Below are 26,390 nucleotides of genomic sequence, written 5' to 3' on the forward strand. Positions count from 1 at the left end.
TGCTCAGCGCGGCAGCCACTTCGACAGCTGCGCAGTCCTTGGTACGCGGTACCAACACGGTGCAGTTCAGTCGGGTTCGGCGGTGATATATCGAATATGCTTTTGTTGCTAGGGGGGTGGCACTGACATTGATGGTTGGTTGGTACCCGTGGGCGTGGCTCGCCCACCGCGATGCTCAAACAACCAGTACCCTCAAAGATGTGCAGCGTCGAATTATGGGAATCGAAACCGAGTTCGGTGTCACCTGCACATTTCATGGTCACCGTCGTCTTTCCCCGGATGAGGTGGCCCGCTATCTGTTCCGTCGAGTGGTGTCCTGGGGCCGCAGCTCCAATGTCTTCCTGCGTAACGGTGCCCGCCTCTATCTTGACGTGGGCAGTCATCCCGAGTATGCTACCGCCGAATGCGACAACCTGGTGCAGCTTGTCACCCATGACCGGGCTGGCGAATGGGTGCTAGAAGACCTGCTCGTTGATGCCGAGCAGCGGCTCGCCGACGAAGGCATCGGTGGCGACATTTACCTGTTCAAGAACAACACCGACTCGGCGGGAAACTCCTACGGCTGTCACGAAAACTACCTGATCGTGCGCGCTGGTGAGTTCTCCAGAATTTCGGATGTGCTGCTGCCGTTCCTGGTCACTCGTCAGTTGATCTGCGGAGCCGGCAAGGTGCTGCAAACTCCCAAAGCCGCGACGTTCTGCCTGTCACAACGTGCTGAGCATATCTGGGAGGGCGTCTCTTCGGCGACTACCCGTAGCCGACCGATTATCAACACCCGCGACGAGCCACACGCCGACGCTGAGAAGTATAGGCGGCTGCACGTCATCGTCGGTGACTCCAATATGTGCGAGACCACCACCATGCTCAAGGTGGGCACCGCCGCGCTAATGCTGGAAATGGTCGAAACCGGGGTTCCATTTCGCGATTTTTCTCTGGACAACCCTATCCGCGCCATCCGGGAGGTCAGCCATGACATCACTGGGCGCCGTCCGGTGCGGTTGGCTGGCGGGCGTCAAGCTAGTGCGCTGGACATCCAACGGGAATATTACACCCGGGCCTTCGAACATCTGCAAACCCGAGAGCCTAACGTGCAGTTCGAGCAGGTTGTTGACTTGTGGGGCCGTCAGCTCGACGCCATTGAGAGCCAGGATTTCGCCAAGGTGGATACCGAGATCGACTGGGTGATCAAACGCAAGCTGTTTCAGCGCTACCAGGACCGCGACAACATGGAGCTGACCGATCCGAAGATCGCCCAGCTGGACCTGGCCTATCACGACATCAAGCGTGGGCGCGGTGTCTTCGATCTGCTGCAGCGTAAGGGGCTGGCGGCGCGTGTCACGACCGACGAAGACATTGCCGACGCGGTCAACCACCCGCCGCAAACCACCCGGGCTAGGCTGCGCGGCGAGTTCATCAGCGCCGCGCAGGCGGCGGGACGTGATTTCACTGTCGACTGGGTACATCTTAAACTTAACGACCAAGCGCAGCGCACGGTGTTGTGCAAAGACCCCTTCCGCGCGGTCGACGAGCGGGTCAAGCGGCTGATCGCGAGCATGTAGCTATACATGGCGACGTCGAAAGTTGAACGGCTGGTCAACCTGGTTATCGCCTTGCTGTCGACCCGTGGCTACATGACCGCTGAAAAGATCAGATCCAGCGTGGCGGGTTACTCCGACAGTCCTACCGTAGAGGCGTTCTCTCGGATGTTTGAGCGCGATAAGAACGAGTTACGTGACCTTGGCATACCGCTCGAGGTCGGCAAGGTGTCGGCGCTAGACCCCTCCGAGGGCTACCGCATCAACCGCGATGCGTACGCACTTCCTCCCGTCGAGCTAACCCCGGACGAAGCGGCTGCAGTAGCTGTCGCAACTCAGCTGTGGGAATCGCAAGAACTGATCACCGCGACACAAGGCGCATTGCTCAAGCTGCGGGCCGCCGGGGTTGACATCGACCCCCTCGATACACCGGTGGTCATCGCCTCATCGTCTGGGGTGTCAAGTCTGCGTGGGTCGGAGGATTTTCTATCAATCCTGTTGTCGGCCATTGGTTCTCGGCAGGCAGTGCAGTTTCCGTACCGGCCGTCACGGGCTGAGCCTTACACCATGCGCAACGTCGAACCGTGGGGTGTGATCACCGAGAACAGTTGCTGGTATCTCGTTGGCCACGACTGCGATCGCAACGCCACCCGCACTTTCCGGCTCTCTCGGATCGGTTCGGAGGTCGCGCCGATCGGGCCTGCCGGCGCTGTCACCGTGCCTGACGGCGTCGATTTGCGCAGAATCGTGTCTGACGCCGTCGCCGAAGTGTCGACCGGCGCTACCGCCCGGGTGTGGGTCGTCGACGGACGGGCCACTGCGTTGCGGCACGCCGGACGACCCGCCGGTGTTCGGCGACTGGGCGGCCGCGACGGTCAGGTGATCGAACTCGACATTGGATCCATCGACCGGCTGGCCCGTGACATCGCTGGCCACGGTGCTGACGCTGTCGTGCTCGAGCCAGACGCTCTGCGCGACGATGTGTTGATACGGTTGCGCGCCCACGCGGGAACAGGGCCTTCATGACACAGCTGTCCACCCGCCTAGTGCGGCTGCTCAATATGGTGCCGTACTTCCAGGCTAACCCGCGGATTACCCGTGCGGAAGCTGCCGCCGATCTGGGAGTGTCTGCCAAGCAGCTAGACCAGGACTTCAACCAGCTGTGGGTGTGCGGTCTTCCTGGCTATGGCCCTGGTGATCTCATTGACTTCGAGTTCTCTGGTGACACCATCGAGGTGACCTTCTCAGCGGGCATTGACCGGCCTTTGCAGCTGACGTCGCCGGAGGCCATCGGCCTGTTGGTGGCGCTTCGGGCACTGGCCAACATTCCGGGAGTGGTTGATCCGGAGGCGGTGCGCAGCGCGATCGCCAAGATCGAGGCCGCAGCGGTTGTTATGGGGAACGAGGCCACTGGATCGGTGGCCTCAGTCGATACGCGGCCGTTCTCCGAGAGTCACGCAGTGGCCGCAGTGCGTGCCGCGGTGCGGGACAAACAAGCATTGGTGATCGACTACTACTCTGCGTCACATGACACTTTGACCAGCCGGATTGTCGACCCTATCCGAGTACTCCTGGTGGGTGATCACAGTTACCTTGAGGCTTGGTCGCGCGAAGCCGAAGGGGTTCGGCTGTTCCGCTTCGACCGGATCGTGGTGGCCCGCGAGCTGGATGAGCCGGCCGCTGCACCTGAAACAGTGCGGAAGGCGCTGCCAGACACATCGTTCTTCGATGACGACCCGTTGCTGCCGTCGGCGACGCTGTGGGTAGCGCGTTCGGTGTCCTGGATATTCGAGTACTACCCGATGCGGCAGGCCCATGAGTTGCCGGATGGATCGTTCCAGGCGGTCATGACATACGCTTCGGATGCTTGGATGACGCGCTTGGTGCTAGGATTTGGGTCGGCTGTGCAAGTACAAGCACCGGAGGCGCTCGCGTACCGCGTGCGGAATGCTGCGGTCGCTGCTCTGGAGTCCTACCAGGTTACGGCTCAGGCGTGATGCTGTGGTGCGGACGCCGATAGGTGGCGTTGCCGCGGTAGCATCCACTGGATGTCTGGAGGTAAATTTAAAGTGGGTAGTCTTAGTCCATGGCACTGGGTGGTCCTCGTTGTCGTAGTGGTCCTGCTGTTCGGTGCCAAGAAGCTCCCCGATGCTGCGCGCTCGTTGGGTAAGTCGATGCGCATTTTTAAGTCTGAACTACGTGAAATGCAGACCGAGAACCAGGCGCAAGCGTCTGCCCTTGAGACACCAATGCAGAACCCCACGGTTGTGCAGTCCCAGCGGGTCGTCCCGCCATGGTCGACTGAGCAGGATCACACCGAGGCGCGGCCGGCTTAGCACGGCAGCAACGTCGTAATCCTAGAGCGTCATTGACCAAACGTCGTGAACGGTTGCAGGGCTGTAGTGCGTGCCTGTGATCTACTCAAAAGAATCAAGCAGCATTACAGGCGCAGTCGCACCAATCCAGATGCGACGATGTCTCTGATCGACCACCTGACTGAGTTGCGAACCCGGCTACTGATCTCGTTGGCCGCGATTGTGGTCACCACGATTTTCGGGTTCATCTGGTACTCTCATTCCATCTTCGGGTTGGAGAGTCTCGGCGAGTGGTTACGGCGTCCGTACTGTTCGCTGCCGCAATCGGCACGTGCGGATATCAGCCCCGACGGGCAGTGTCGATTGTTGGCCACAGCGCCGTTCGATCAATTCATGCTGCGAATCAAGGTTGGGATGGCCGCCGGGATCGTGCTGGCCTCCCCAGTGTGGTTTTACCAGCTCTGGGCGTTCATCACGCCAGGGCTCTACACGAAGGAACGCCGCTTCACGGTGGCTTTCGTGGTTCCAGCCGCGGTGCTGTTCGCCGGCGGTACTGTACTAGCATATTTGGTGTTATCCAAAGCGTTGGGTTTCTTGCTGATTGTCGGTAGCGGCGTGCAAGTGACCGCGCTTTCTGGTGACCGGTATTTCGGTTTTTTGTTGAACCTTCTGGTAGTTTTCGGGGTCAGCTTTGAGTTCCCGCTGTTGATCGTCATGCTCAACATCGCTGGTCTTCTGACCTATCAGCGGCTGAAGTCTTGGCGTCGTGGTCTAATATTCGCAATGTTTGTGTTCGCGGCGGTATTTACGCCCGGATCTGACCCATTTTCGATGACAGCGCTTGGCGCCGCTCTGACCGTGCTGCTCGAGCTTGCCATCCAGCTAGTTCGGCTGCACGACAAGCGCAGAGTCAAGCATGAAGCCTTAATCGCCGACGATGAAGCGTCTGTCATCGAGCCACCCTCGTCGATACCGGAGCGGTCGTATACCGCTACTAGGTCTCATGACGATGTCACATAAAGGTCCGCGCCGCGCGGCGGCAGCATGACTGACCTGGCCGAGCTGGCCCGGTTCACCGCGGAATTGCCCTTCTCGCTCGACGACTTTCAGCAACGGGCGTGTGCGGCACTTGAACGTGGCCATGGTGTACTGGTCTGCGCACCTACCGGTGCCGGTAAGACCGTGGTCGGCGAATTCGCCGTACACCTTGCGTTAGCGGCTGGTGGCAAGTGCTTCTACACCACACCGCTGAAAGCGCTGAGCAATCAAAAGTACACCGACCTCACCGCGCGCTACGGCCGGAATCGGATCGGGCTGCTGACCGGTGACCAGTCGGTGAACGGTGATTCGCCTGTGGTGGTGATGACCACCGAAGTGTTGCGTAACATGCTTTACGCTGATTCGTTTGCACTACAAGGACTTTCTCATGTGGTGATGGACGAGGTGCACTTTATTGCCGACCGAATGCGGGGTCCGGTCTGGGAGGAAGTGATCCTGCATCTGCCCGATGATGTGCGAATGGTCAGCCTGTCGGCGACGGTGAGCAACGCCGAAGAGTTCGGTGGCTGGGTCCAGACCGTGCGCGGCGATACAACTGTGGTCGTTGACGAACATCGGCCGGTGCCATTGTGGCAACACGTATTGGTGGGTAAACGGCTCTTCGACTTGTTCGATTACGACAGCAACGTCGACCAATCCCCTGTCAACCCGAATCTGTTGCGTCACATCGCACATTGCCGCGAGGCGGACCGGATGTCGGATTGGCGCAATCCCCGCCGGCGGGCGGGAAGAGGCAGCGGTGTCCGGCCGCGCTTCTACCGTTCACTTGCGCGCCCGGAGGTAATCGCGATCCTGGACGCCGAAGGACTCTTGCCGGCGATCACGTTTGTGTTTTCCCGGTTCGGTTGTGACGCCGCAGTTCAGCAGTGCCTGCGGTCACCGCTGCGGCTGACCAGCGAGGAGGAGCGTGCCCAGATTGCGGAGGTGATCGACCACCGTTGCGGTGATCTCGCGGACGCCGATCTGGCGGTACTCGGTTACTACGAGTGGCGAGAGGGGCTGCTGCGCGGTCTGGCGGCTCATCATGCTGGGATGTTGCCGGCATTCCGACACGCTGTCGAGGAGTTGTTCACCGCAGGACTGGTGAAGGCGGTGTTTGCCACCGAGACGTTGGCGCTGGGCATCAATATGCCCGCGCGCACGGTAGTGCTTGAGCGGTTAGTGAAATTCAACGGCAAGCAGCATGTTCCGTTGACGCCGGGAGAGTACACTCAGCTGACGGGCCGCGCAGGCAGGCGAGGCATCGATGTCGAGGGTCATGCAGTGGTGATCTGGCATCCTAGCGAAGACACCAGCGGACCGTCCGCGGTTGCCGGCTTGGCTTCCGCCCGCACCTTTCCGCTACGTAGTTCGTTTGTGCCGTCGTACAACATGACGATTAACCTGGTACACTGGATGAGTCCCGAGCGGGCGCACGCGCTGCTGGAGCAATCGTTTGCCCAATACCAAGCCGATCGATCCGTCGTCGGACTTGTTCGGGGCATTGAGCGTTGCACTCAGGTGCTTGGCGATATTTCCTCTGAACTGGGCGGGCCGGATGCGCCGATATTAGAATATGCTCGGCTACGTGCGCGGATCGCAGAGATGGAACGCGCACAATCCTTCGTGTTTAGGCTGCAGCGTAAGCAGGCGGCCAACGATGTGTTGGCGGCGTTGCGGCGAGGCGACATCATCACCATCACGCATGGTCGTCACGGCGGACTGGCAGTGGTCCTCGAATCCGCCCGCGACAGCTCCAACCCGCGGCCATTGGTGCTCACCGAACACCGATGGGCGGGGCGGATTTCCTCGGCGGATTATATGGGTGCGGCCGCGCCGGTTGGGTCGATGACGTTGCCCAAGCGGGTCGAACACCGCCAGCAGCGGGTTCGTCGTGATCTAGCCTCCGCACTGCGATCGGCTGCCACACGGTTGTCAGTTCCTGATATCGGTGATGGAGTCGATGGCGACAAAATCGGCTTCAATGACGGTGTATTGCACGATCCCGAGCTCGCGTCGTTGCGCGCGCAACTACGTCGTCATCGGTCAAATAACGCACCCGGTTTGGACACCCAGTTACAGCAGGCCGAACGCTATTTGCGCATCGAACGCTACAACGCGCAGCTGCAGCGGAAGGTGGCCGCAGCCACCAACTCGTTGGCTCGGACTTTTGATCGGATCGTCGGGCTGCTCATCGAGCGTGACTTCATCCGAGGCCCGGCTGATGATCCCCAAGTTACTGATGATGGCCGGTTGTTGGCCCGTATCTACAGCGAAAGTGATCTGTTGGTCGCTGAATGCCTGCGAACCGGTGCGTGGGCAGGCCTGCGGCCCGCGGAGTTAGCGGCTGTGGTCTCGGCGGTGCTCTACGAGACGCGTGGTGATGACGGCCCCGGTGGCCCAGTTGACGCCGAGGCGCCCACACCGCGGTTACGTCAGGCGCTGCAACACACTTCAAGGTTGTCCGCGACTTTACGCGCCGATGAGCAACGGCACCGGATCGCATTGAGCCGTGAACCCGACGACGGTTTTGTCGGTGTCATTTACTGCTGGGCTCGGACCGGTGATTTAGCGGCGGTATTAGCTGCGGCCGATGCGTCGGGCAACGGTGCGCCATTGTCAGCGGGGGATTTTGTGCGCTGGTGCCGTCAGGTGCTCGACTTATTGGATCAACTTCGCAACGCTGCCCCCGAGCCTGATTTGCGGGCCACAGCTAAGCGCGCAATCAACGATGTTCGGCGCGGCGTCGTCGCAGTTGACGCCGGGTAGGCTGGATCGGAACTTCGGTTATATCCCGGATGTGTCAAGGAAGCAAGAACACTGAGGAGAAACGATGAGCGAACCGCAGGGATCGGATCCGGGTAAGCAGTGGCAATCGCCCGGTGAGGGTGTGGAAAACCACTCCTCGGACCAGCCGACCCAGGCGGCATCACCCTGGCAACAGCAACCTTCAACCCAGGACTCAACCTGGCATCCGCCGGCGTACGCGTCTCCAGAATGCTACAACTATCCGCAGCTGACTGAGCCCGTCTATCCGCATCAATATCCATCGGCTACCCCCGGCTATGGGCAGCCTGGGTATTTCGGTGCCCAGTTTTCCCAGTGCGGTATACCCGGTCAATACCCACAATCCGGCTCGCCTGGCCAGTACGGCTCGCCTGGCCAGTACGGCCCGCCTGGCCAGTACGGCCCGCCTGGCCAGTACGGCCCGCCTGGCCAGTACGGCCCGCCTGGCCAGTACGGCCCGCCTGGCCAGTACGGCCCGCCTGGCCAGTACTCACAGCAATTCCAGCCTTATGAACAACCGGGCACGAAGGGTTTTGTCGCTCTGATCGGCAGCATCGCTGGCGTGATTGGCGTGCTGATCTTTGCTGCCATCTTGGTAACCGGCTTTTTGTGGCCAGCGTGGCTAGTCACTACCAAGTTGGATGTCAACAAGGCCCAGGCTAGTGTGCAGCAGGTCCTTACCGATGAGACTAACGGCTATGGCGCGAAAAATGTCAAAGACGTCAAGTGCAATAACGGGGCAGATCCTACCGTCAAGAAGGGTGACACCTTCGACTGCAGTGTAAGTATCGATGGCATGCAGAAGCGAGTGACGGTGACTTTTCAAGATGATAAGGGTACCTACGAGGTCGGTCGACCACAATAGGCTGACGCTCGTCACGTGGGCAGCGTGTCGAGCGTCTTCGGCAGCCGTCAGATGGGCGATCCGATGCTCAGTTGAGTCGCTAGCTCGGCGGTGCGTTCCGGGTCCGCAGCCACACCAACGGGGTAGCACATCTGTGGGTGTGGAAAGCGTGATGAGCGCGTCGGTAGCTACCCGCATCACCGATTCTGCGGCCTGGATGTATCATGCCGCCGTCAGCATTTCGTTCACAGTACCTTTAGCCATCTCTTATCCGGGATCATGGGCGGCGGCCAGGACCTGATCTAGCGAATCGTGCCGAACCAGCAGGGTAGCGGTCGTCTTTTCGTCGATGCCGGAAACACCTGGCAAGCCATCGGACGGATCGCCATGCAGGAGTGCGAGTTCGGTGTACGCGATCCCGGCGCGATCCGCCGGCATGGAAAATACGTTCGGCTACCTCGGCGGGCGCGTACAAGGTGACTTGGGACAGTTTGTGGCAGAGGTATAGCACCCGGACGGAGACGAGGGGGTAAGCTACCAACTGCAGGAAGTCCCGGTCGCTGCTGACTACTAAAGCTGGATCTCTCCGTTCCCGAGCTGCCAGTGTGTCCAGCACCTCATCTTGATGCGCCCGCCGTTGGGATCCCTAACGCGTTCAGCAGCTGCATTATCGTGTTCACCTGCGATGTTAGGTCGTCGGGCAATTCTTCGATGTCGGCCTGGCCGCTGATTTCTTCTGCTACGCGGTGGGCCTTATACGATGGGATGAGATCGCCACGGAATTGCGGTAGCCAATCTAGGTTGATGCATACCATCGGCCGGTTCGGTTGCTGCTGGGTGATCGCTACCGCCATCAAATCGATGACTCCGCTCACGGCGTTGACCGGCAGGCCGTCGGGAGCGGTGATAGATGACGGTGGTACCCCGAAGTATGGAGTGGAACCACATGCTGGTGCCGTCAAGCAGGAGCAAGAGTGCGGGCATGCCGGCCTATCCTGCCAGCGCCGCCGACGGCGCGGTTGGCCTGTGACTGCCATGGATTCCACAGATTAGAAACCGAAGTGTATGCCAGGCGGCTGGCCGTGGCCGCGACTGCCGAGAACGGGCTGACCGGCCTGGTCGTCAACCTGGACTACGAACTGTGCTATCTGCGTCGGTTCGCAGGCGCAGACGTTCGAGTGGTTCACCGCGTTGGTACTGCCTGCCGCCGACGAGTCGACGATTGTGGTGCCGAGGCTGAGAGCGTTCCTTGCTCAAAACGTCAGCTGTGATGGACCTTGTTCTGGCGGTGCGGTATTGGGTCGATGGCGAGGACCCGCATCAGTTAGTGAGCGACGTTTTGTGTGGCGCTCCTGCGGCGACCGGCCGTTACCGATTCCATGCCGGCGCTGCACCTGTTACACACTGACCAGTGTGCTTGACGTGCTACCGGGTAACTGGCTACTGACATTCTGCGTGGGTTACGGATGGTCAAGGAGGCGGCCGAGATCGGTGTACTGCACAAAGCGGGTGGTGCCCTCGATCGGGTCCATGCCCGAGTTCCGGAGTTTTTGGTTCTGAGGCTGAATTGTGGACAAGGTAGTCGCTAACATCGCTGAAGCGATTGTAGCCGAGTGACATACGGAGGTTGCGTTCGTACTCGGCGACTCCGGCCCGTATCACGAATACTCGGATCGTAAACTGCAGGTCGGAGACATCGTCGTAGTCGACATCAGGGGCACCTAGGTGCTTCTATATTATTACGGCTTGACTCGTATACGTACCGCGTTGGCGATACCAACAGCGAAGTGGTGTAAACAGTATTAGTATTCGGTCCTGCAACGGGACCAACGTGCGGTTTTTAAGGCGGTCAGTCCAGGTGCGACAGCGGCATAGGTCGATGCGGTCGCACGCAAAGTGTTGCCCGTTGCTGGACTTGCGGGATATTTCGTACACTCGTACCGGGCACGGTGTCGGCCTGTCGATCTATGAAGCACCCTCATATCGTTAGCGGCAACGATTTGCCGATGGTTGCCGGCATGGCCTTTTTGTTGAGCCGGGGATCTATTTGTCTGGGCGTTGGGATGCGCGAATCGAAGACATCGTTGTCGTGATCGAGAATGGCGCGTTCTCGATTAACAACCGGTCGCATGAGCTGATCGTTGTGCCAGTCGTCAACGGTGTACTGGCTCGTTAATGGTCTTGCAGGACTCGAACCAGGTGCAATGGTAATTGGCAGCGGTCTTGTTGCCGGCTCCTGGAGTGTGCCGACAGCCATCGCCGTTGGCCGTCAATGCGGCGATCAAAAACTGAACACGTGGCCGGTTAAGAGTTTACACAACCGAATAACCGTGCCAAGCCCGCGCTGTCCGCAACCGATTGCTTGATCGTTGGACCCGCAGCGGGGAAAAGTTGCAACACACGATAAATGCTCGTACACGAAATCTCGATCGTTGATGCCCAGGCTGCTGTTGGGACGCCGGATTAACCGAATCGATGTGGCCGATCCACTGCCCACAACCATCATCTCCTTCCTCCAGCGTCACTACAACGGTTTGTGAAGTGTTGCTCAGCTCGGCGAATCGCCGTTTGGTCACTACACAACAGCACAAAACCGTTGTCTATCGCAGTCGCGGATACTCGTATGGCCAGGGCTGATCCATCTAATGTGTAGTGAGTGGTGTGCAGAAGACCGCCGTCATCGACCAATGGCACCCGGTTCAATCGGCGTGCCAACGATTTCGCTGACTGGCCGCCCCAGTGCATTTGCCGCAAGATGTCGAGTGCATTTGCCGCAAGATGTCGTTAGTGGTCCCGGCGATGGGATTCCAGCTCGTTACGAGGAAGCTGAACGTGCTGACTATAACATATAACAGCGCAGCTCACATGAGCGACCAAGGAGTCCTGGTAGCGCAGCGTTTTTTAACCGCTTGGGCACTAAATCGCGTGAATTCTTTTATTGGCTAATGCTACCCATACGGTGAGCACGGAGTCCGATTGCACATAAGTCAGGGTGCCGTCCAAGCGGAGCAGGGCGGCCTTAGCCAGGTCGATCGTGTCTTAAATGTGGCGAAGCGATGCGTTCGAACATCGCAGTAACTGAATCAGGGTGCACAAATCCCTTGATCGGGTGGCAAAGAAACGGCTCGCCCGACATTCTGCCAAACCACCTGACTTTAGTAGGGTTCACATATACAAGCCGGCCACTTTCGTGTACGCAAATCAATCATGTGGCGGCAGTGGTCGATCAGCCGCTGGTAATGCTGCTAGACAAGCTACTCGTCACCGCGATTATTTTCGCTTCACAAACCCGACATGCGCGTGTGAATTACCGCACTGACATGTTTGCGCGCCACGTCAAAACCTTCATCATCTTCTTCAAGTCGATGCTGTCACATATTGGCAGTAGAGTCGGTGCTGATAAGACTCAATGAGCGGTCGTAAGAAGAAATGCTGCTTAGAGCCGCTGTTGTTGGGTCATTCGCCAGCAAACCATTCATTCCTGGCAGGGTCTTACACGCTTCACCGTAGTGTGCCCGTGCACGAGGATCTCACACGTCCATCGCACTGCTACAGGGACCTGCCCTACAACCGCTTATAGGGCGTCCCCTGAATAGAACACAAATCAAAGACGACATGTGATAGGAACCCTCTTGACTCAGAGGCTCGTTGATCTGGGCGTCAGAAAAAATTTTCGGGAGCTCAAGAAAGGCCCTTATGGCGATAGTAGGCAGTTTGCACATGCATAGGCAGCAGATTACCTTAGATTACATCGACGACGATGGTTTGGTATACGAGGGTAAGGTCTATCTGGCGACCCGCAAGATGTTGTGGAGTTGGCTAGTTGAGCATTCATTGCCCGGATGAGAATGCGGGTTGCGCGCTAGAGGGCTGTACCGGTTGGGCGGTATGTATGTGAGGAACTGGCGGCCGCGAGTGTGAGAGTAAACCTGAGTGATCCGACTGAAGTTGCTGTGTTGCGGGGTCACAAGAAGCCCGTCAAGACTGGTTGCGCCAATGCGAAGCTGCTGTTGGAGGGCCGGTTATCTTTTGCACTGATGGACCAGTAGCGGGCGTGGCCGTAACTTATCCATGCTCAGTGGTTCCACTAGGGGATGCCTGCCGAGCAAAGCGTTGTTGGCGGCAGTGGGTTGTCAGGTGTTGGACAGCACTGAATTCTTAACTATCGGACGATAGTACGTTGACACGGCGCTGTGGCACATTGATGAGCTGATTACCCAGGTAGAGTCGCTACGAACAAAATTAGTGAACTTCGCCAAGCGCCAACGAGGCTACCAGGTGTTGCAGCGCAACTATGGCATCGGTTGGCTGTACGCGGCAGATCATGTGGACCGGGCTCGGTGACTCCGCCAGTTTTCCAGTTCCGATCAACTGGTGCGGTTTGCGTCACCGTCGGCAAGTCCTCACTGGGGCATATGTTGCGGCAGGGTTTGCCGGAGCTACGGTGGGTCGTGTTCGAGGCGTCCAAGTGCGTGGTCCAGCGTAGTTCCCCAGATTACGACTACTACCAGTAAGCTGGTGACCAAAAGCGACGGCCACAACGGCAAGAATCCCACCCTGGCGGTGGAGCGCAAGGTCATGCTTCGCTGCTACCGCACGTTCCGGGAATTCGGTGATACCGCGCCGGCACTGCCCGTTCCCCCACCGCAGGAGGTAGCCGCCTAAAGGCGGCGGGGCGACACACAGCAGGGTGTTCAGCTGATCAATGTCAGTGTTGCTCAGCGTTAGGTGATGGTGCGTGTATTGGTGCTGAACAGAATTCGCAGAATCGCGGTTTGGCAGATCGAATATTAGTGAGTTGGTTAGCCACCGTTGCTGTGTTAATGCGGCAGGTTAAACCTTTGGTAGGTCAGGAAGCTAGTATCTTTCGATGAATTACGTCAGCTTGAATTACGTTGATGCCAAGTATAATTCGGTTGACGACATATTATCGAGCCCACACCGCTCACCAAGAACGCCACGATCAGCATTCGTGAGACTGCAAGTCAGGCATTGCCAGGACTGCTGCAGCGGCTTCCCGCCCTGTTGAAGTAGGCGTAGCGCTCTCTCGGGGTTGAATTGTACTTTGTGTGCATGTTCTGTTGTGGGGGTGGAGTAAAGGGTGGCGGTGTGTTGCAGTGTTGTGAGTTGATGTGATCGATCGTTAACCGTTCGTTTGGGTTGGGTGGGGGTGGGGATCGTGCGTGAGATCACCAGCAAGGGTGGGGCCCGCGTGTTTGCGGGTTGCTTTGGGGGTTGCACTGATTCGACACCAACTATGCTGGCTAAGACGCTCAATCGGGTTACTGAGCTTGTATTGCTTAGCTATGCAGTGAGCAGTGGGCCCAGTGGCTTTAAAGGCCGGCAAGGTGAGCGTTGTGGGCAGCTGCGTACGGAGATAGACATGTGTGCTGGCCAAGAAGTACAGTCCCGAACAAATTGTGGGGGTGTTGGCCCAAAACCTATCCCGACCGGCCCGAAAGATGCAGGTGTCCTATAAAACACTTCAACATCGAGTCCAAGCTCAACCAACATGTGCGCACTGGGTGGATGTTCCGCACGCTGAGGGCACAGCACGCTAAAACCGGGCACCACCATTATTCTCTAGGTATGGCCACCACCAGTGCACGTCCCGCGAAAACTACACGACCGTGTGGTGCTCTAACCTCATAGCATTGGGCGGATGATGTAATCATCGGCAAAAATTAGACCCCCAAATCGGCGCCCTGGCCGAACACAAGTAGCGGATTCGTGCAGCTGCTACACCTATCCAAGGACCACAGCACTGATGTGATCACTGCGGCCATGATCAACCACAAGACAACGCCCTACCACAGAATCGCTGTACAACCCCAGCGTGAGACCAAGACCTCGAAACGACTCTCATACCCGCATCACCACGGCATCGATACCGACCTTTGCGACCTGACGCACCGACCCGCCAATACACTGACCCACCACCCTTTACTCCACCCCCACACATGTCGCAGCGACCATTTAAGTGTTTTTGCAATCCAACTTGACGTTAAGGCCTCTGTTGGGTCTTAGGACGTTGCTGATTTGGGCTCGGTTTTGGCGTGATTGAGCGTATCCACCAGCGTGCGCGGCGCTGGTGGATAAGCTAGTCCAGGATGCCTAGACTGCGTTGATGGTTTTGGGTTGGCCACGAAGTGAACGGGCTGCCCGCCACGAGCACACGTCATAAGATCACGCCTTGGACGGCTCTAAACCCCATCTCGCGGTTGATCCCGGAGCATGGAGTGCAGGTTACTTCCTTGGGCTAGAAGGTTGCCGTATGTGCCGCCGACGGCCGGATCATCGATGCACTGTTCACTAACACGATACTGCTGCACCCGGCGGCATGCCTGCTTGCTGGCTGAGGGCCGGTCAACAAGCCGCCGACACCGATACCAGCGGCAGAAATGGTGCAAGGGATAACATCAGGTGCGAATAGTTATACCGTGCACGGGGACGTGCCTGTTCAGGTGCGGCCACATTGACCACGCCGACACCTCAAGGCCATGACATGCACACTAAAACGCCCCTACCCCGCGGCGCTAACAACTATCCTCACACTCACGCCTGCATCGATATCGCCTTCAGCACAGCCCAGGTGCCCAGCCCCTGGCATCATCAACATGTAGACCAAGCAGCATCCACCACCGACATGCTTACGTGCGCCGCGCTAATCGTGTCCACTGCGGCAAAGCACACGAAGCCTCATCGAAAGCAGGCAGTCAGCCACCCACCAACAAAAACCCCGCAACACAGCAAAACACGTCAACAGGATTCCGGGCTGCCCCCCACGACTACCGAACATATCGGCCAGTCATAAAACGCAAAAACAGCCATTTCACCCACCACCTATGAAACCAACCGAACAACTCACCGCCACAGACACAAGACCGAGTTTATGCAGTAGTGTTGATTCGTCGGCTAGCCTTCTCTGGAGGACACGTGGCTAAGGTTACTGTGGCAATTTGCTCATAGCACCTCGGTGTGGGTCATCTCCAGTGAGCTATCGGAACACAGGGTCACGGCACTCGAACGCGAAGGGCCAAGGAACGACAACAAACTGTAGTTTGACTCGAATTTCTCTGTTTTGCAGAAAAATTTAGATATATGTAGGTTCGGCCTTGGTAGACGACCTGGGGCTTGGTGTCGGTGTACTCGCCAGTGAATGGTGGCTTGGTGCCGGGGAGCCGAAACACGTCAAGTTCCTTCTGGCTGAATTTCTTACGCCACTCGTCGTTGGAGAGTTCAAGTGACAGACTAGGCAATTTTGCGCCACGACTCTTTCGTTGCTTCGTCCCCCGTAGGGGGGATCTACACTGCGTTGTTGCTAACGCGCTATGCGTTCACGCTAGCGCGCTCCCGCTCTGCCGTCAGCCATGCCGGATCAATTCCGTGATCCAGCCGATTTTCGGCTTTGGCGTCTAGATAGCGGAAGCACAGCACTGTGGACACCACGATCAGCAGCAGTGACCAGCCGTAGGTGATTTTCAGATATTCCAGCGCCCGGCCATAGCGCATCCAGTTGAACAGCAGCCAGCGGTCCAGCGTCAAAAAGCCGTAGATTCCCAGCCAAGCTGGCCAGTTGCGGATCAGGGAGTTCGGTAGCACCACCGTCATCAGGAACGGGAACAGCATCATCGAGTAGTATCCCTGCGCTAGCGGCAGCACCAGCCACGACCACAGCAGCAACACGCCCGTCGAGCAGGTGAACCAGAACAGTGGATCGCGGGTGCGGTAGTAGCGGTTTAGCAGCCACAAGCTGCAGATGGCCAAAACTGTGAACAGCAGCCGCAGGAACACGATCAGCCAAGTGGGCAGGCCGAAGTAGACTCCGTTGCCTTCGATTGAGCTGTTGAAGTAGTCACGGGTGCCCAGGATGTAGGGCACTGTGCGCGTGAAGAAGTCCATCGGATGGCTCACCAACGGCAGCGCGGCGAGGTTGATGACCACGGGCAGTGCGATGGCAGGCACTAGTGCCTGCCACTGACGATTCAGCAGTGGCAGGCACAATAGGGGACCGAGCAGCGGTTTGAGCACCAGTGTCAACCCGATCGCGCCGCCAGCCCACCACTGCTGGCTGACCGTCTTGGGTTCGGAGCCGTTGATCAGCCACCACAAAAACAGCACTTCCAGCAGCATTATGCAGCCGTTGATGTTGGTGAACACCAGCGTGCTGGTCACGGTCTCGGTGCAGAACATAGCCAGCAGCAGGGTGGGTGCAGCCACCGAGGACAATGTGTACTTGAACAACCGCAGGATCAGGTACCAGGCGATCAGGATGGCTCCGGTGTTGATCAGGATGAACAGATAGCGTGACGGTGCAAATGGGAGATATCCGAACGGCGCCATCAGCAGTGTGCCGCCGGGTGGGTAAAGGTAGTGCGGGTCTACGTAGTCGAAGTGCTCATTGTAGATGTCCCAGCCGTGCCGAAAGTTCAGCACCGCGCGGTAGACCGGTTTGAAATCGTCGGTAATGTTGCCATTGGTCGTGATCACGGTGCTGCGGTGCAGCACCGAAAGAATGGCCGCTGGCCACAATGCTGACCGCACGATTGTCGCCGTGCTCGGTGTGTGGGTGCGGGGATGGAATACGGCTAGCAACCAATTGCGCAAGCCGGTTTGAGTCGAGTCAGCTGCTGTCACCAGCGCACCGTACACCGGAGCTGGGACGCAAGTATTAGGCGGGACAGTAGGTGTCAGTTGCGGGTAGCTTGCCGCTAGTTAGATAGCCGATGATGGGCGGGACCGCACAGGCCGAATAGATGCTTGCACCATGGCCGATGCCCTGCCACATCACCCGTTTGCTGGCGGCGTTGGCGTTGATAATGGCGGCCGTTGTCGCGGCGACCCCTTCAAAGCCCACAATCGGGTCGTTTTGTACATCCAGTACCATGACGTCGATCTTGAGGTTCTTTGGCGGTTGCGGCGTTGTGCCTGTGGGCCAGTGCACACATTTTACCAAGTTGAGTGCGCCGACCGTGCCGAACTCGGGATACAATTTCCCCCATGCAACGACCAGTTCGCGAACGCGGTCGGGGGTCGGGCGGTTGAGTGCGTCGCTGCAATCGTTGACAAACTGGCCGTCTGAATCCTGTGTGGCGTCGGAGCGGTGGATCAAGTTGGTCAACGGATTGGCGTCGCCGCTGCGGGCGGCCGCGAGCGCGTTGGCCAGGCTCATGGTCGTGCCGACCCGGTCACCTGAAGGGAAACCCAAAGAGACAGTGATGGCGTTGGTTACTGCGGCCACCGATGCACCGCCGGGCCCTTTACCGGCGTGGGCGGCAGCCAGCAGCGCAGTGACGGCGCTCTTCGGATCGGGTCCTAGCGCACATTTCAGCGCAACGCATTGCGCAGCGAACGTATCGAGCGCGGCCTGCTGGCCCCTGACTTGTTGCTCGGCGGCAGCTTCGGTCTTGATCCCCAATGCAATCGGGGAGTCGAGGATCAACCTCGCGACCCGGTCGGGACGCGACGCAGCGTAGGCTAATGCTACCTCGGCCCCGTTGCCGATCCCGATCAGCGCGAGTGCGGGTACGTCCCAGAGGTTGCGCAGTCGCTCGATATCAGAGGCGGCGTGTGAGTTGTCGTAGGCGGAAGTTCCTGGTGTGATGGCGTCGGTGCAGTTGGTGGTGGCGGTGTTTGAAATGTCGGAAAGGTTAGCCACGGGATCGTCGCCGGACTCGAACTGCGCCTGGTCGCGCATCTTTTGGCGATCGTAGTGGTCGCGGCAGTCGATCGGGTTCGACATGCCTATGCCGCGTCGGTCGACTGCGACGATGGGGTGAGTGCGGACCACATCGGCGCCCGAGCGTGACAGCCAGACCGGTAGCTGTGCCGACGACGGCAGGTCGGATCCGGTGGTGAAAACCAGGGGGCCTGCGTCGCGTGGCGTTTGACTGGAGCGGGCGCGGACCGCTCCAATGGTCACGGTCCCAGATCCACCGTTGACTGGGTCGAGGTCGGAGTCGTAGTCCGCACACTCCAACTGTATGCCGGGTGCCGCTGCGACCCCGGCATCCCTGAATAGCCGTGACGTGCAGTCGTGCCACGACAAGTCCTTTTTGGGTGCAGCGATCAGCAGCGGCCCGGCGGCCGGTGTAGTGGTGGCGGCCGCGCCTTGCGGTCGAGCACCGGAGTTGGTGGCGAACCGCGGGTTCGCGGCTAGGCCCGGGACACAACCTACCAGCAATGCGGTAACAGCAACCAAAATCGTGGCGGATCTGGTGTGCCAACGCATGCCGACCACAGTAGCCATTCCCGCCGCCGGGTCAGGCCTTGACGTAGCGGGTGTAAAGGTAGCCGGCATCGTCAGTGAGAACGTGGGCACAGCGCATACGGGTGAGCAGCTGCTCCGGGCCTGTCGCGATACGTCGAGCCCGGCCGCCCACTATCAAAGGTGCGATGGTCAGACACAGCTCGTCGAGCATGCCGTGCTGGATAAACGAGCCGAGCAGCATCGGCCCGCCTTCGGTAAGGACCCGGCGCAGACCGCGAGTCTGTAGGGTCGCCAATACGACAGTCTCGTCGACCTTGCTGGGATCGTCGCCAGAGCAGCTGACCACGTAGGCAAGATCAGCTAACCGCGTGCGCAGCTTCTTGGCGGTCTCCGTACAGGTGAGCACCAGTGGTGCTATCTCGGTCCGGGTAAACACCGCCATATCCCGATCCAGCCGACCCGAATTTGTGACAATCGCTAATTGGGGGACTTCACTTTGGCCGCGGGCCTGCCGCTGCTGGCGCTTGGTTACCGGCAGGTGCGCGCCGGAATAGTTCTCGATCCGTACGGTGCCCGCGCCGACGACGATCACATCAGCGAGTTCGCGCAGCATGTTGAACACAAATCGGTCGCCTGGCCCTGCCATGGCGCCGGTCCTGCCGTCGGCGGTGGCACCGCCGTCTATACTGGTGATGAAGTTTGCCCGTATCCAGACGCCGGCGCGTTCGGACGGGTAGCCGTAGAGCTGGGAGAGTTCGTCGTCGTCGAGATAGCGCCCAGAGGTGAGCATTAACAGCGGCGTCTGGGCGGCTCGGCCAGCGGTGGTGCTGGCTGCTGGACCGGTTTCAAAGTCGGACATCCGTTTGATTGCAGCACGTTGCTACAGTGTCTTCAATGTACAGGTCCATCTCTGCAAACCCACCCGAAGCGTCGTTCCGGGTGGGGCACCTGGTGGATCGGCAGCCGACGGTGTCGCCGGAGCGACTGATTGCTCAGCTAACGCCGCCGCCAACGTTCACCTAGGTGAGCTTCGCGACTTACCGTCCCGACCCGGCGGAACCCGACCCAGGCAGCAGCGATTGGAGTCTGTAAGGAGTTCTGCCGCGGCAGGCCGTAGCACGCCGGGCGGGCCGGAAGAAATTGCTGGGAAAACGGGTGGTTCTGCCTGGTGTTGGGTTGTACTTGGAAGGCGGGTTCGGCGTGGGCAAGACTCATCTGGCTGGCATCGGCCTACTACCAATTGCCCGGCCTTGGGCCAGCTAGTGCGGAGGACGCTGCAGGAAGTCTCAAAGCATTCGCAACATTTGGGGCGCTGACTCAGCTGGCCGGTGTTTTGGTTTCGTCGAATGCATCGATCTGCTAGCCAAGTACACGGCGGTGTGCATTGATGAGTTTGAACTGGACGATCCGGGTAACACCACGCTGATCTCGCGGATGCTCTCGGCATTAGTCGAGCGTGGTGTGTCAGTGGTTGCCACTTCTAATACGTCGCCGGAGCAGCTCGGTGAGGACCGTTTTGTCGCACAGGATTTTCTGTGCGGAATCAATACGCTGGCAAAGATTTTTACTACAGTCCTGATCGATGGGCCGGACTATCGGCATCGCGACCTGCTGCCTGCGCCTCAGCCTCTGTGGGATGAACAAGTGGCTGCGCGTGCCACACGTGTCCAGGGGGCCACCGTCGACGACTTCGAAGCTTTGTGCGCGCACCTGGCCACCATCCATCCGTCGCGGTATCTGACATTGATTTCGGGCGTGACTACGGTGTTGTTGACCGGCGTGCACGGTCTCGATGACCAGAACGTTGCACTGGGGCTGGTGTCGTTGACCGATCGGCTTTATGAAGCCGGTATTAAGTAAGGCGGTGGTGGTTTCCCGGGAGAAGCTGGACGGTATCTCCAGCGAGGAGATGCTGGCCGGTGGTTACCGAAAGAAGTATCTGCGGGCCACGTCACGGCTGTTGGCACTAAGCACCGCCGGGGTCAACGAAGCCCGCGCACTATAACGTAGTCGTTCTAACGATGAGCGTCGACTTGAAAAGTCCCGGTGCCATTGACCTTCAATTTGCTATTGAATTATGAAGCGTTGTGCACGTAGATTTCCCTGCTTTACCCCCAACCATACGCAGCGCACGTTCCAGTCGGTGACTGTGGCTGGCGCGAGATTCATCAATACCAGTCGACGAGCGCTGCGGTCAGCTTTTAGGTATAGATGGAGTCCATCGTGGCCAGGTGTGCGTTCAGCGTCAGAGATTCCATTGCGCAAGATGCTGGCTCGTCTTCTTGTCCAGCAGTATGACGTTGGACATCGGATCGCGATAGGCGTCCCAAATACACTGCGCTTTGTACGATGGTACCGTTGGACGTATTCACCAGCGCGTTGGGCGCATCGGAGGTACGCGGCTTGTCAACGCCGGCGATGGTTGCTATTGTGTTAACAATCCTTTTTCGTCCTATCCTGGGCTACGCTTTTTTGCTATTTCGCTCGGGTTATGAACGCAGAAGATTACATTAGTCCAGGGGACGGCAGTGATGCATTTCGTGCCGTGCACTGTGGCCGTTCGGACGAGTGTTAATATGTTGTGCTTATGCACAATTGTGTGCAGGGGCAGTAGCTTCGTACCACCAACGTTTGTGACGACTGCAATCACTATGATCATAGTGTTTAGCAGAAAGGACTCCGACTCTAGTGTCAGTTAGGACGCTAAGGATGCCAGGCCTTCGAATTTTTCGACACGCTGGCCGTCAGCAGTCAGCTGCTAAGCCTAATCCTCCTGCACTATAGGGTGGCTAGCACAAAGCCAATGGAAGTGGCAAGCAGATGAATGGCATGCCTACCGTAACGTTCGACCTAGGTTTAAAAAGGCAGATCCGCAACATGGATGGCCTAAGTGAAGCCGCTGAACATCCGCAGTTAGATAACTAAACCTGATTTCCTCCTCGTATGGTGATATAGGGAATCAACCTCAACACGACCCGCCTCCGTCGAACCTGTTACGGTGGATAAGGAAATCACCTGAGCCATGCTCGGCATCGGTGAGTTTCTGCTTGAGTAGTTGGTTGCCAATGGTGACTTGAATACGCGAAAACTGCTCTGCTGCATGGGCTTTACTGTAGTAGTGATCAAAGCCTTAGCAGAGACATTCCCAAATTGGGAACTGAAAGTATAATCTTCCTGAAATCCCAAGGAGTCCTTATAATTTCATTAGTTCATCGTTAATTTCATTGGCTGGGGGTTAAGCGCCACACTGAGTTGGCGTGCCTCGGGCACATAGAGTTATCAGGAAACGTCCAGCACACCGCTGCTGTGACCTGGGAACTAGACAACCGGATTCTGGTTGAACCCACGGTAGTCGTGAGGGCAGATCCGGGCGCGTTTAACGATCCAACCACCCAGAGATCCGTCACACGCGGCAGCTTTGACATCCTCGGTGGACAGCGTGACATGGCACAGCGAACCCAAGCATAGTTGGTGATCGCAGATCAACTCGCGGACACTGCCCTGCACCGCCAAGTGCACCATGGCACGCAGATAATGGTAGGAATCTGGTCAACCGGTTCCGGTGCGGTCACCATAACCTGATCCAGCCGGCTAACGTGTCGTCGAGTGATTCCTGATTCTACAGCACTATAAACCAACTTGGCCAGACCAACTTGGCCGCGCTGATGATTGCGAGGGCAAATTGCCGCGCTTTGACTTGGGTCTATATGCTTCGTGTTGCCGATGAGCACACGGGTTGTCGATTCCTTGGTGGTTACGACTTAGCCATTCGCCCGCTGGAAGCAGACGGCCACGATATTGACTCCGGTTGTGCTGTATCGGGGGTATCAACACGCTCATCGTTATGGTCAGGTCGGTGGTATTCGTCTTCGCACCGGCCGACTGTGAGCTCCGGGCGGCAACAGATCTCGTATGAGCGTTAGTCGGTCATGGGGTTGGCTCCTTGCGTAGAGGTAGCCAGCTTGCCGACCGAACAGGCTCAGGTCATATCTAGGTCACGAACCTACGTTTGTAACTCTAATTACTAGTCTGAACTGAGCAAACACTGGTGCGCGATACTGGGATTGAACCAGTGACCTCTTCCGTGTCAGGGAAGTGCTCTCCCGCTGAGCTAATCGCGCTAGGGGGTGAAATCTAGAGGTGGAGACGGGAATCGAACCCGTGTGCACGGCTTTGCAGGCCGTTGCCTCACCACTCGGCCACTCCACCACAGGGATTGATGCCACTTGCACCTTCGAGCGGATGACGGGATTCGAACCCGCGACCCTCACCTTGGCAAGGTGATGCGCTACCAACTGCGCTACATCCGCGCGCAACGGACGAAATCGTCGCCCGGTGCGAAGCACGACGATAGTCCACGTGAATGGGCGTACACAACTCTCTGGGTACGACGCGTGGCTAGATTGCGTGACTAGGTCGTAAGCATGTGGGGAATGCTGCGGATCAGCGGTTCGTGCTAGTCTTCGACGTCATTCGCCTCTAGGCGCCGGTCCCGTGGCTCAGTGGAAGAGCGTCCGCTTCACACGCGGAAGGTCGCTGGTTCGACCCCAGCCGGGACCACCAGAGTGATTATCTAGGTTAGTTGGTTAAAAATGCCTTTTTGCTGTGCGCGGATCTTCTTTGGCACTCGGTGACATGGGGCCAAGCTGGTGTCAGCTCGCACCCTCATGAACGTCATCGAGCGCTGTCGTGATGTCGACAAGGTCGTCGTCAAAGAGATCCACGTAGATATACTCGTCACGATGATCGATGCGTGACCCATGGCCTTCTGCAGGAGTATCCGGGCCGGTACCGGCCCTGCGTGACCACGATGTGCAAGTATGGCGTAGGTAGTGCACCTGCAGGTTGTCGTGGCCAATCTCGATGACTGACTTGCGCCAGTTGACAGCCTGCTTCCAGTTTTCCTGGCTCAAGTGTGCACTTTTGGGAGACGTGATTGTCGGTGCGCAGTGAGGCCGTGCGTTAAACCGCGCCTTGAGGCATTGGGGTCAAACGTTATTGGTACCTCATGTCGGCTAGACTACAATTTCGTATTGACTTCGATCAGTTTGCCTTCGACTTGTGTCATTGACCGACGCACGCGAAGTCGGCGAGCCTTCAAGTCAACATCTTCGATATTAAACTCGAGGAGTGCGCCAAATCGCAGAATTTGTGTAGGCGAGGATCTAAACGACATCACTCTGACGTCTACAGGTCCGGGCGTGGGCTGCGATTTCAGTGGTGGTCAGGTAAATGTGTGTTGTAGGTCGTATTGGTGTACAATTCGTGCGGGCTTCCGGATTCTTGCTAATACTTTGACCTTCCGCAATTGCGTGGTAAAGACACATCTTGAGGACTGAATGCATCCACCTCACCGTTCGAGGACTTAGGCCCGATGGCGACATGGCATTCACCCATTGCTGGATCGACTCATGATCGATCTTCGTGATAGGTCACGAGCCGAAGCGCGGCTCGATATGAAGTCTCTAACCCCCTCATTTCTAAATCGATATTGAGTGTTACTTTCACAACAACTATTGCAAGGAGATTTGTCATACAGGATGATGGCTATCTTGTTTTTTGTGGTGATCGTATGTACCATGAGCGTGCTGAAGGTGCGGAAGTCTTGAAGGTAGATCCGTTACAGACGTCAACTCACCACGCATTCGGCCATTATCACGGCAGCCGATACCGGTGGCTTTGGGATACTTGCTTGAGATATTCCATCCGATATTCCGGCAGTGGCAACGGAGCTGAATATTGTGGAACTGCTACTTCATTACTTGGTTGCTGGTCGGCAGGGGCGCTTGCCGCTTACGCGGGGATCCTTTGATGATAGTGCTTGAAGACTTGCTCGCGTGAGATCGAGATGCTTGTCCCCGATCGGCGCGTAACGCTGGTAACGATCCGAAAGGACTGCGGGTTACCTTGCTAACCCCGCAGGGACCGGTTTCGTATCGTCGACCGCCACTAAAACTCATGGTGTTGGACAACTGTGAGATATGTTCTCGATGTCTGTGCTGAGCTGGTCACTGCGCTTTTGGGTGACTGCCCGGCATTTACGATTTTGGCGCCCAGTTGCGAATCGATCGGGGTTGTTGGATATATCACCTGGCGGGCAACGTTCTTGTTGCCAGCCGACGCAGCAATCGAATTGTTCGCTGATCGCGCCCACCTGGTTTAGTTCGCCTTCCGCGTCGTCAGCGCTAATACCGAGGCGGTGGGCCAGGTCTGCCAGCGGCTGGACGGCATGCCCCTCGCCATCGAGCTTGCTGCTGCACTGGTGCGTTCGTTGTCGCCGGTCGAGATCACCTAGAGTTTAGGCTAGCGGTTCTGGCTGCTGACAGGGTAATCTGCGCAGCGCGGTGCGCCGCCAACAGACACTCTGCATACCGATGGATTTGGTAGCATACGTTGTTGACCGAGAGCGAACGGATCTTGTTTCGCCGGCTAGGTTGTCTCCACGGGTACGTTCGACTTGCCCGCAGCCCGAGCTGGTACCAACAGTGACGTGGAGATCTATATTTAAGTCCTCGATCAACTGAAGCTGCTCGTCGACAAGTTATTGGTAGTCGTCCAATATGTCCAGGGATGCAAACGGTACCGGCTGTGGGAAACCTGTGCGTGAGTTGCACGTTAGAACGTTGGACGAATCCGGCGAAACCGACCTGTCGGTGCGTCACTGCGACTATATACAAGACATTGGCTTCTAGGCTGGAGTACACTAGGGCAGTCCGACCATCTCGAGCTGGTGGAGCAGGCTGAGCTCGTGATCGCCCGTCTGGTGTGCATGCTTCATCTGGGACCACAGCAACAACGATCACAACGATTGTGTAGGTGTATCGCAGAATCGCATCCTGGCTGCAGCCGATTTGGTTCGGGCGTGGCCTCCAGTGCGCGGGCTTAGCCTGGTTCGATTCGATTTCGATCTTGAAAAATGGTGATGCTTAATTAGCTTACGGTATCCGCCGATGTTTGAGTGCGTGCACTCGCGGGACAAAGTGATGCTCAAGCAGCTTGGTGGCCCGAGGACCGGTGCCCGGTTATGTGAGGTGGCATACAGTTACACCGACGACGCCGTTGTGTCTGATGAGTGAGATGGCACCGCATGGTGTCGTCGGTAACGTGAGCACACGTTGCGATCCCACTTGATGAACGCGATGCAGCACGCAATGAGGGCCGCACGCAATTCTAGTGTACGTTACCGACTTGCGCGCGTAGGCGTGCCAGATGCCGTTTCTAGTTGCACTGAACTGTGAGTCCGGCAGGTCATTTGCCGCGGCGCGTCTTCATGGCACGGCGGCCGCATCGTGACGGCGGACAGCGGAGGTTCTCTTCAAGGTCTGAGAGGCCGACTACGAGGTCTAGATGCCGGCGCTTCGTGACGTCGATGGGTAACGACAATTTCGACTCCGCCCGGGCCGACGGCGGCCGCTATGCCCATCGACGATGTGATTCGTTCAGCACACTATGAGCGCGGAAAACGCAAACGTTTGGAGCAGTGGCTGGGGTTGATTAATCTCTGCCGAGTGTAACGTTTAGATGCAGCTCGTGGGTGAAGGACTGGGAAATCGACAAAGTCACTACACGGTTTTTCGTTTCGCCCCTCATATAATAATATAGTGTAGTCTCATCCACCCACGACTAGTTCGCGCGTCCAACATGCGCAAGAAGCTGATGTG

16 protein-coding genes, 4 tRNA genes and 5 pseudogenes are annotated in these 26,390 nt (G+C 57.9%); 15 read left to right on the plus strand and 10 right to left on the minus strand.

Annotated elements, in window-relative coordinates; translation table 11 throughout:
* Nucleotides 1–200: 200 nt before the first annotated feature.
* From pafA to ML_RS06705, 7 genes are all read left to right on the plus strand, one after another.
* Nucleotides 201–1,559, plus strand: a complete 1,359-nt coding sequence (pafA, locus tag ML_RS06675) for a Pup--protein ligase (RefSeq protein WP_010908273.1) — start codon at nt 201–203, stop codon at nt 1,557–1,559.
* Nucleotides 1,560–1,565: 6 nt separating this feature from the next.
* Complete coding sequence (locus tag ML_RS06680) at nt 1,566–2,561, plus strand: helix-turn-helix transcriptional regulator (RefSeq protein ID WP_010908274.1); 996 nt, start codon at nt 1,566–1,568, stop codon at nt 2,559–2,561.
* Nucleotides 2,558–3,532: a helix-turn-helix transcriptional regulator gene (locus ML_RS06685; protein ID WP_010908275.1), complete on the plus strand. Its 975-nt coding sequence runs from the start codon at nt 2,558–2,560 to the stop codon at nt 3,530–3,532. Before ML_RS06680 ends, ML_RS06685 begins: the two co-directional genes overlap by 4 nt.
* Before the next feature lie 72 nt (nt 3,533–3,604).
* Nucleotides 3,605–3,871, plus strand: a complete 267-nt coding sequence (gene tatA, locus ML_RS06690) for a Sec-independent protein translocase subunit TatA (RefSeq protein ID WP_010908276.1) — start codon at nt 3,605–3,607, stop codon at nt 3,869–3,871.
* Nucleotides 3,872–3,937: 66 nt separating this feature from the next.
* Complete coding sequence (gene tatC / locus ML_RS06695) at nt 3,938–4,870, plus strand: twin-arginine translocase subunit TatC (RefSeq protein WP_162618251.1); 933 nt, start codon at nt 3,938–3,940, stop codon at nt 4,868–4,870.
* A 24-nt stretch (nt 4,871–4,894) separates the two neighbouring features.
* Nucleotides 4,895–7,657 (plus strand): DEAD/DEAH box helicase, encoded by a 2,763-nt coding sequence (locus tag ML_RS06700; protein ID WP_010908278.1) that lies wholly within the window; start codon nt 4,895–4,897, stop codon nt 7,655–7,657.
* Between the two features lie 64 nt (nt 7,658–7,721).
* Nucleotides 7,722–8,540, plus strand: a complete 819-nt coding sequence (locus ML_RS06705) for a DUF4333 domain-containing protein (protein WP_010908279.1) — start codon at nt 7,722–7,724, stop codon at nt 8,538–8,540.
* A gap of 47 nt (nt 8,541–8,587) precedes the next feature.
* Here the strand turns inward: ML_RS06705 and ML_RS06710 are convergent.
* A pseudogene (locus ML_RS06710) lies at nt 8,588–9,503 on the minus strand (5'-3' exonuclease H3TH domain-containing protein).
* A 35-nt stretch (nt 9,504–9,538) separates the two neighbouring features.
* Here ML_RS06710 and ML_RS06715 point away from each other — a divergent pair.
* From ML_RS06715 to ML_RS06725, 5 genes and pseudogenes are all read left to right on the plus strand, one after another.
* Nucleotides 9,539–10,695: pseudogene (locus ML_RS06715) on the plus strand (M24 family metallopeptidase).
* A gap of 1,033 nt (nt 10,696–11,728) precedes the next feature.
* Entirely contained in the window at nt 11,729–11,932 is a 204-nt protein-coding gene (locus tag ML_RS15810) for a hypothetical protein (protein WP_041322723.1), read from the plus strand.
* A 307-nt stretch (nt 11,933–12,239) separates the two neighbouring features.
* Nucleotides 12,240–12,365, plus strand: coding sequence for a hypothetical protein (locus ML_RS17410; protein WP_269147082.1), 126 nt, complete (start codon nt 12,240–12,242; stop codon nt 12,363–12,365).
* Nucleotides 12,366–13,037: 672 nt separating this feature from the next.
* Nucleotides 13,038–13,184 (plus strand): hypothetical protein, encoded by a 147-nt coding sequence (locus ML_RS15815; RefSeq protein WP_231846762.1) that lies wholly within the window; start codon nt 13,038–13,040, stop codon nt 13,182–13,184.
* A 267-nt stretch (nt 13,185–13,451) separates the two neighbouring features.
* Nucleotides 13,452–13,553, plus strand: a pseudogene (locus tag ML_RS06725) (NAD-dependent protein deacylase); the annotation flags it as partial.
* 1,884 nt (nt 13,554–15,437) lie between these two features.
* On the opposite strand, the pseudogene ML_RS18935 reads toward ML_RS06725, so the two are convergent.
* From ML_RS18935 to ML_RS06745, 4 genes and pseudogenes are all read right to left on the minus strand, one after another.
* Nucleotides 15,438–15,778, minus strand: a pseudogene (locus ML_RS18935) (peptide-methionine (R)-S-oxide reductase); the annotation flags it as partial.
* Between the two features lie 70 nt (nt 15,779–15,848).
* Entirely contained in the window at nt 15,849–17,171 is a 1,323-nt protein-coding gene (gene aftC, locus ML_RS06735) for an arabinofuranan 3-O-arabinosyltransferase (RefSeq protein ID WP_010908280.1), read from the minus strand.
* A 19-nt stretch (nt 17,172–17,190) separates the two neighbouring features.
* On the minus strand, nt 17,191–18,768 hold the full coding sequence (locus tag ML_RS06740; protein ID WP_010908281.1) for an alpha/beta hydrolase: 1,578 nt from the start codon (nt 18,766–18,768) through the stop codon (nt 17,191–17,193).
* 13 nt (nt 18,769–18,781) lie between these two features.
* The gene (locus ML_RS06745; protein WP_010908282.1) at nt 18,782–19,588 is read right to left on the minus strand and encodes a pyrimidine reductase family protein; all 807 of its coding nucleotides are present in this window, start codon (nt 19,586–19,588) and stop codon (nt 18,782–18,784) included.
* 296 nt (nt 19,589–19,884) lie between these two features.
* Between ML_RS06745 and zapE the strand changes: the two are divergent.
* Both zapE and ML_RS17995 read left to right on the plus strand, forming a co-directional pair.
* A pseudogene (gene zapE / locus ML_RS17990) lies at nt 19,885–20,589 on the plus strand (AFG1/ZapE family ATPase).
* Nucleotides 20,570–20,734, plus strand: a complete 165-nt coding sequence (locus tag ML_RS17995) for a hypothetical protein (RefSeq protein ID WP_197492522.1) — start codon at nt 20,570–20,572, stop codon at nt 20,732–20,734. Before zapE ends, ML_RS17995 begins: the two are co-directional and overlap by 20 nt.
* Before the next feature lie 1,313 nt (nt 20,735–22,047).
* Here the strand turns inward: ML_RS17995 and ML_RS06755 are convergent.
* The 4 genes from ML_RS06755 to ML_RS06770 all read right to left on the minus strand — a co-directional run bounded on the left by ML_RS06755 (nt 22,048) and on the right by ML_RS06770 (nt 23,039).
* Nucleotides 22,048–22,251, minus strand: a complete 204-nt coding sequence (locus tag ML_RS06755; RefSeq protein ID WP_041322727.1) for a hypothetical protein — start codon at nt 22,249–22,251, stop codon at nt 22,048–22,050.
* A 524-nt stretch (nt 22,252–22,775) separates the two neighbouring features.
* Nucleotides 22,776–22,850, minus strand: a tRNA-Val gene (locus tag ML_RS06760).
* A gap of 17 nt (nt 22,851–22,867) precedes the next feature.
* Nucleotides 22,868–22,938, minus strand: a tRNA-Cys gene (locus tag ML_RS06765).
* Nucleotides 22,939–22,966: 28 nt separating this feature from the next.
* Nucleotides 22,967–23,039, minus strand: a tRNA-Gly gene (locus tag ML_RS06770).
* A gap of 178 nt (nt 23,040–23,217) precedes the next feature.
* On the opposite strand from ML_RS06770, the gene ML_RS06775 reads away from it, so the two are divergent.
* Nucleotides 23,218–23,292 (plus strand) — tRNA-Val (locus tag ML_RS06775).
* Nucleotides 23,293–23,381: 89 nt separating this feature from the next.
* On the opposite strand, the gene ML_RS06780 is transcribed toward ML_RS06775, so the two are convergent.
* A complete protein-coding gene (locus ML_RS06780; RefSeq protein WP_010908283.1) occupies nt 23,382–23,642 on the minus strand; it encodes a site-specific integrase in 261 nt (86 codons plus the stop codon).
* Nucleotides 23,643–26,390 lie beyond the last annotated feature (2,748 nt).

Origin of the sequence: Mycobacterium leprae TN, from assembly GCF_000195855.1 — a bacterium.
Lineage (GTDB): Bacteria > Actinomycetota > Actinomycetes > Mycobacteriales > Mycobacteriaceae > Mycobacterium > Mycobacterium leprae.

Bases quoted from the DNA above. Each gene is read 5' to 3' on its own strand.
- ML_RS06680 (WP_010908274.1), top strand. From the start codon at position 1,566: ATGGCGACGTCGAAAGTTGAACGGCTGGTCAACCTGGTTATCGCCTTG.
- ML_RS06685 (WP_010908275.1), top strand. From the start codon at position 2,558: ATGACACAGCTGTCCACCCGCCTAGTGCGGCTGCTCAATATGGTGCCG.
- ML_RS06700 (WP_010908278.1), top strand. From the start codon at position 4,895: ATGACTGACCTGGCCGAGCTGGCCCGGTTCACCGCGGAATTGCCCTTC.
- ML_RS06705 (WP_010908279.1), top strand. From the start codon at position 7,722: ATGAGCGAACCGCAGGGATCGGATCCGGGTAAGCAGTGGCAATCGCCC.
- ML_RS17410 (WP_269147082.1), top strand. From the start codon at position 12,240: ATGCATAGGCAGCAGATTACCTTAGATTACATCGACGACGATGGTTTG.
- ML_RS06740 (WP_010908281.1), bottom strand. From the start codon at position 18,768: ATGGCTACTGTGGTCGGCATGCGTTGGCACACCAGATCCGCCACGATT.
- ML_RS06745 (WP_010908282.1), bottom strand. From the start codon at position 19,588: ATGTCCGACTTTGAAACCGGTCCAGCAGCCAGCACCACCGCTGGCCGA.
- ML_RS17995 (WP_197492522.1), top strand. From the start codon at position 20,570: ATGAAGCCGGTATTAAGTAAGGCGGTGGTGGTTTCCCGGGAGAAGCTG.
- ML_RS06755 (WP_041322727.1), bottom strand. From the start codon at position 22,251: ATGGTGCACTTGGCGGTGCAGGGCAGTGTCCGCGAGTTGATCTGCGAT.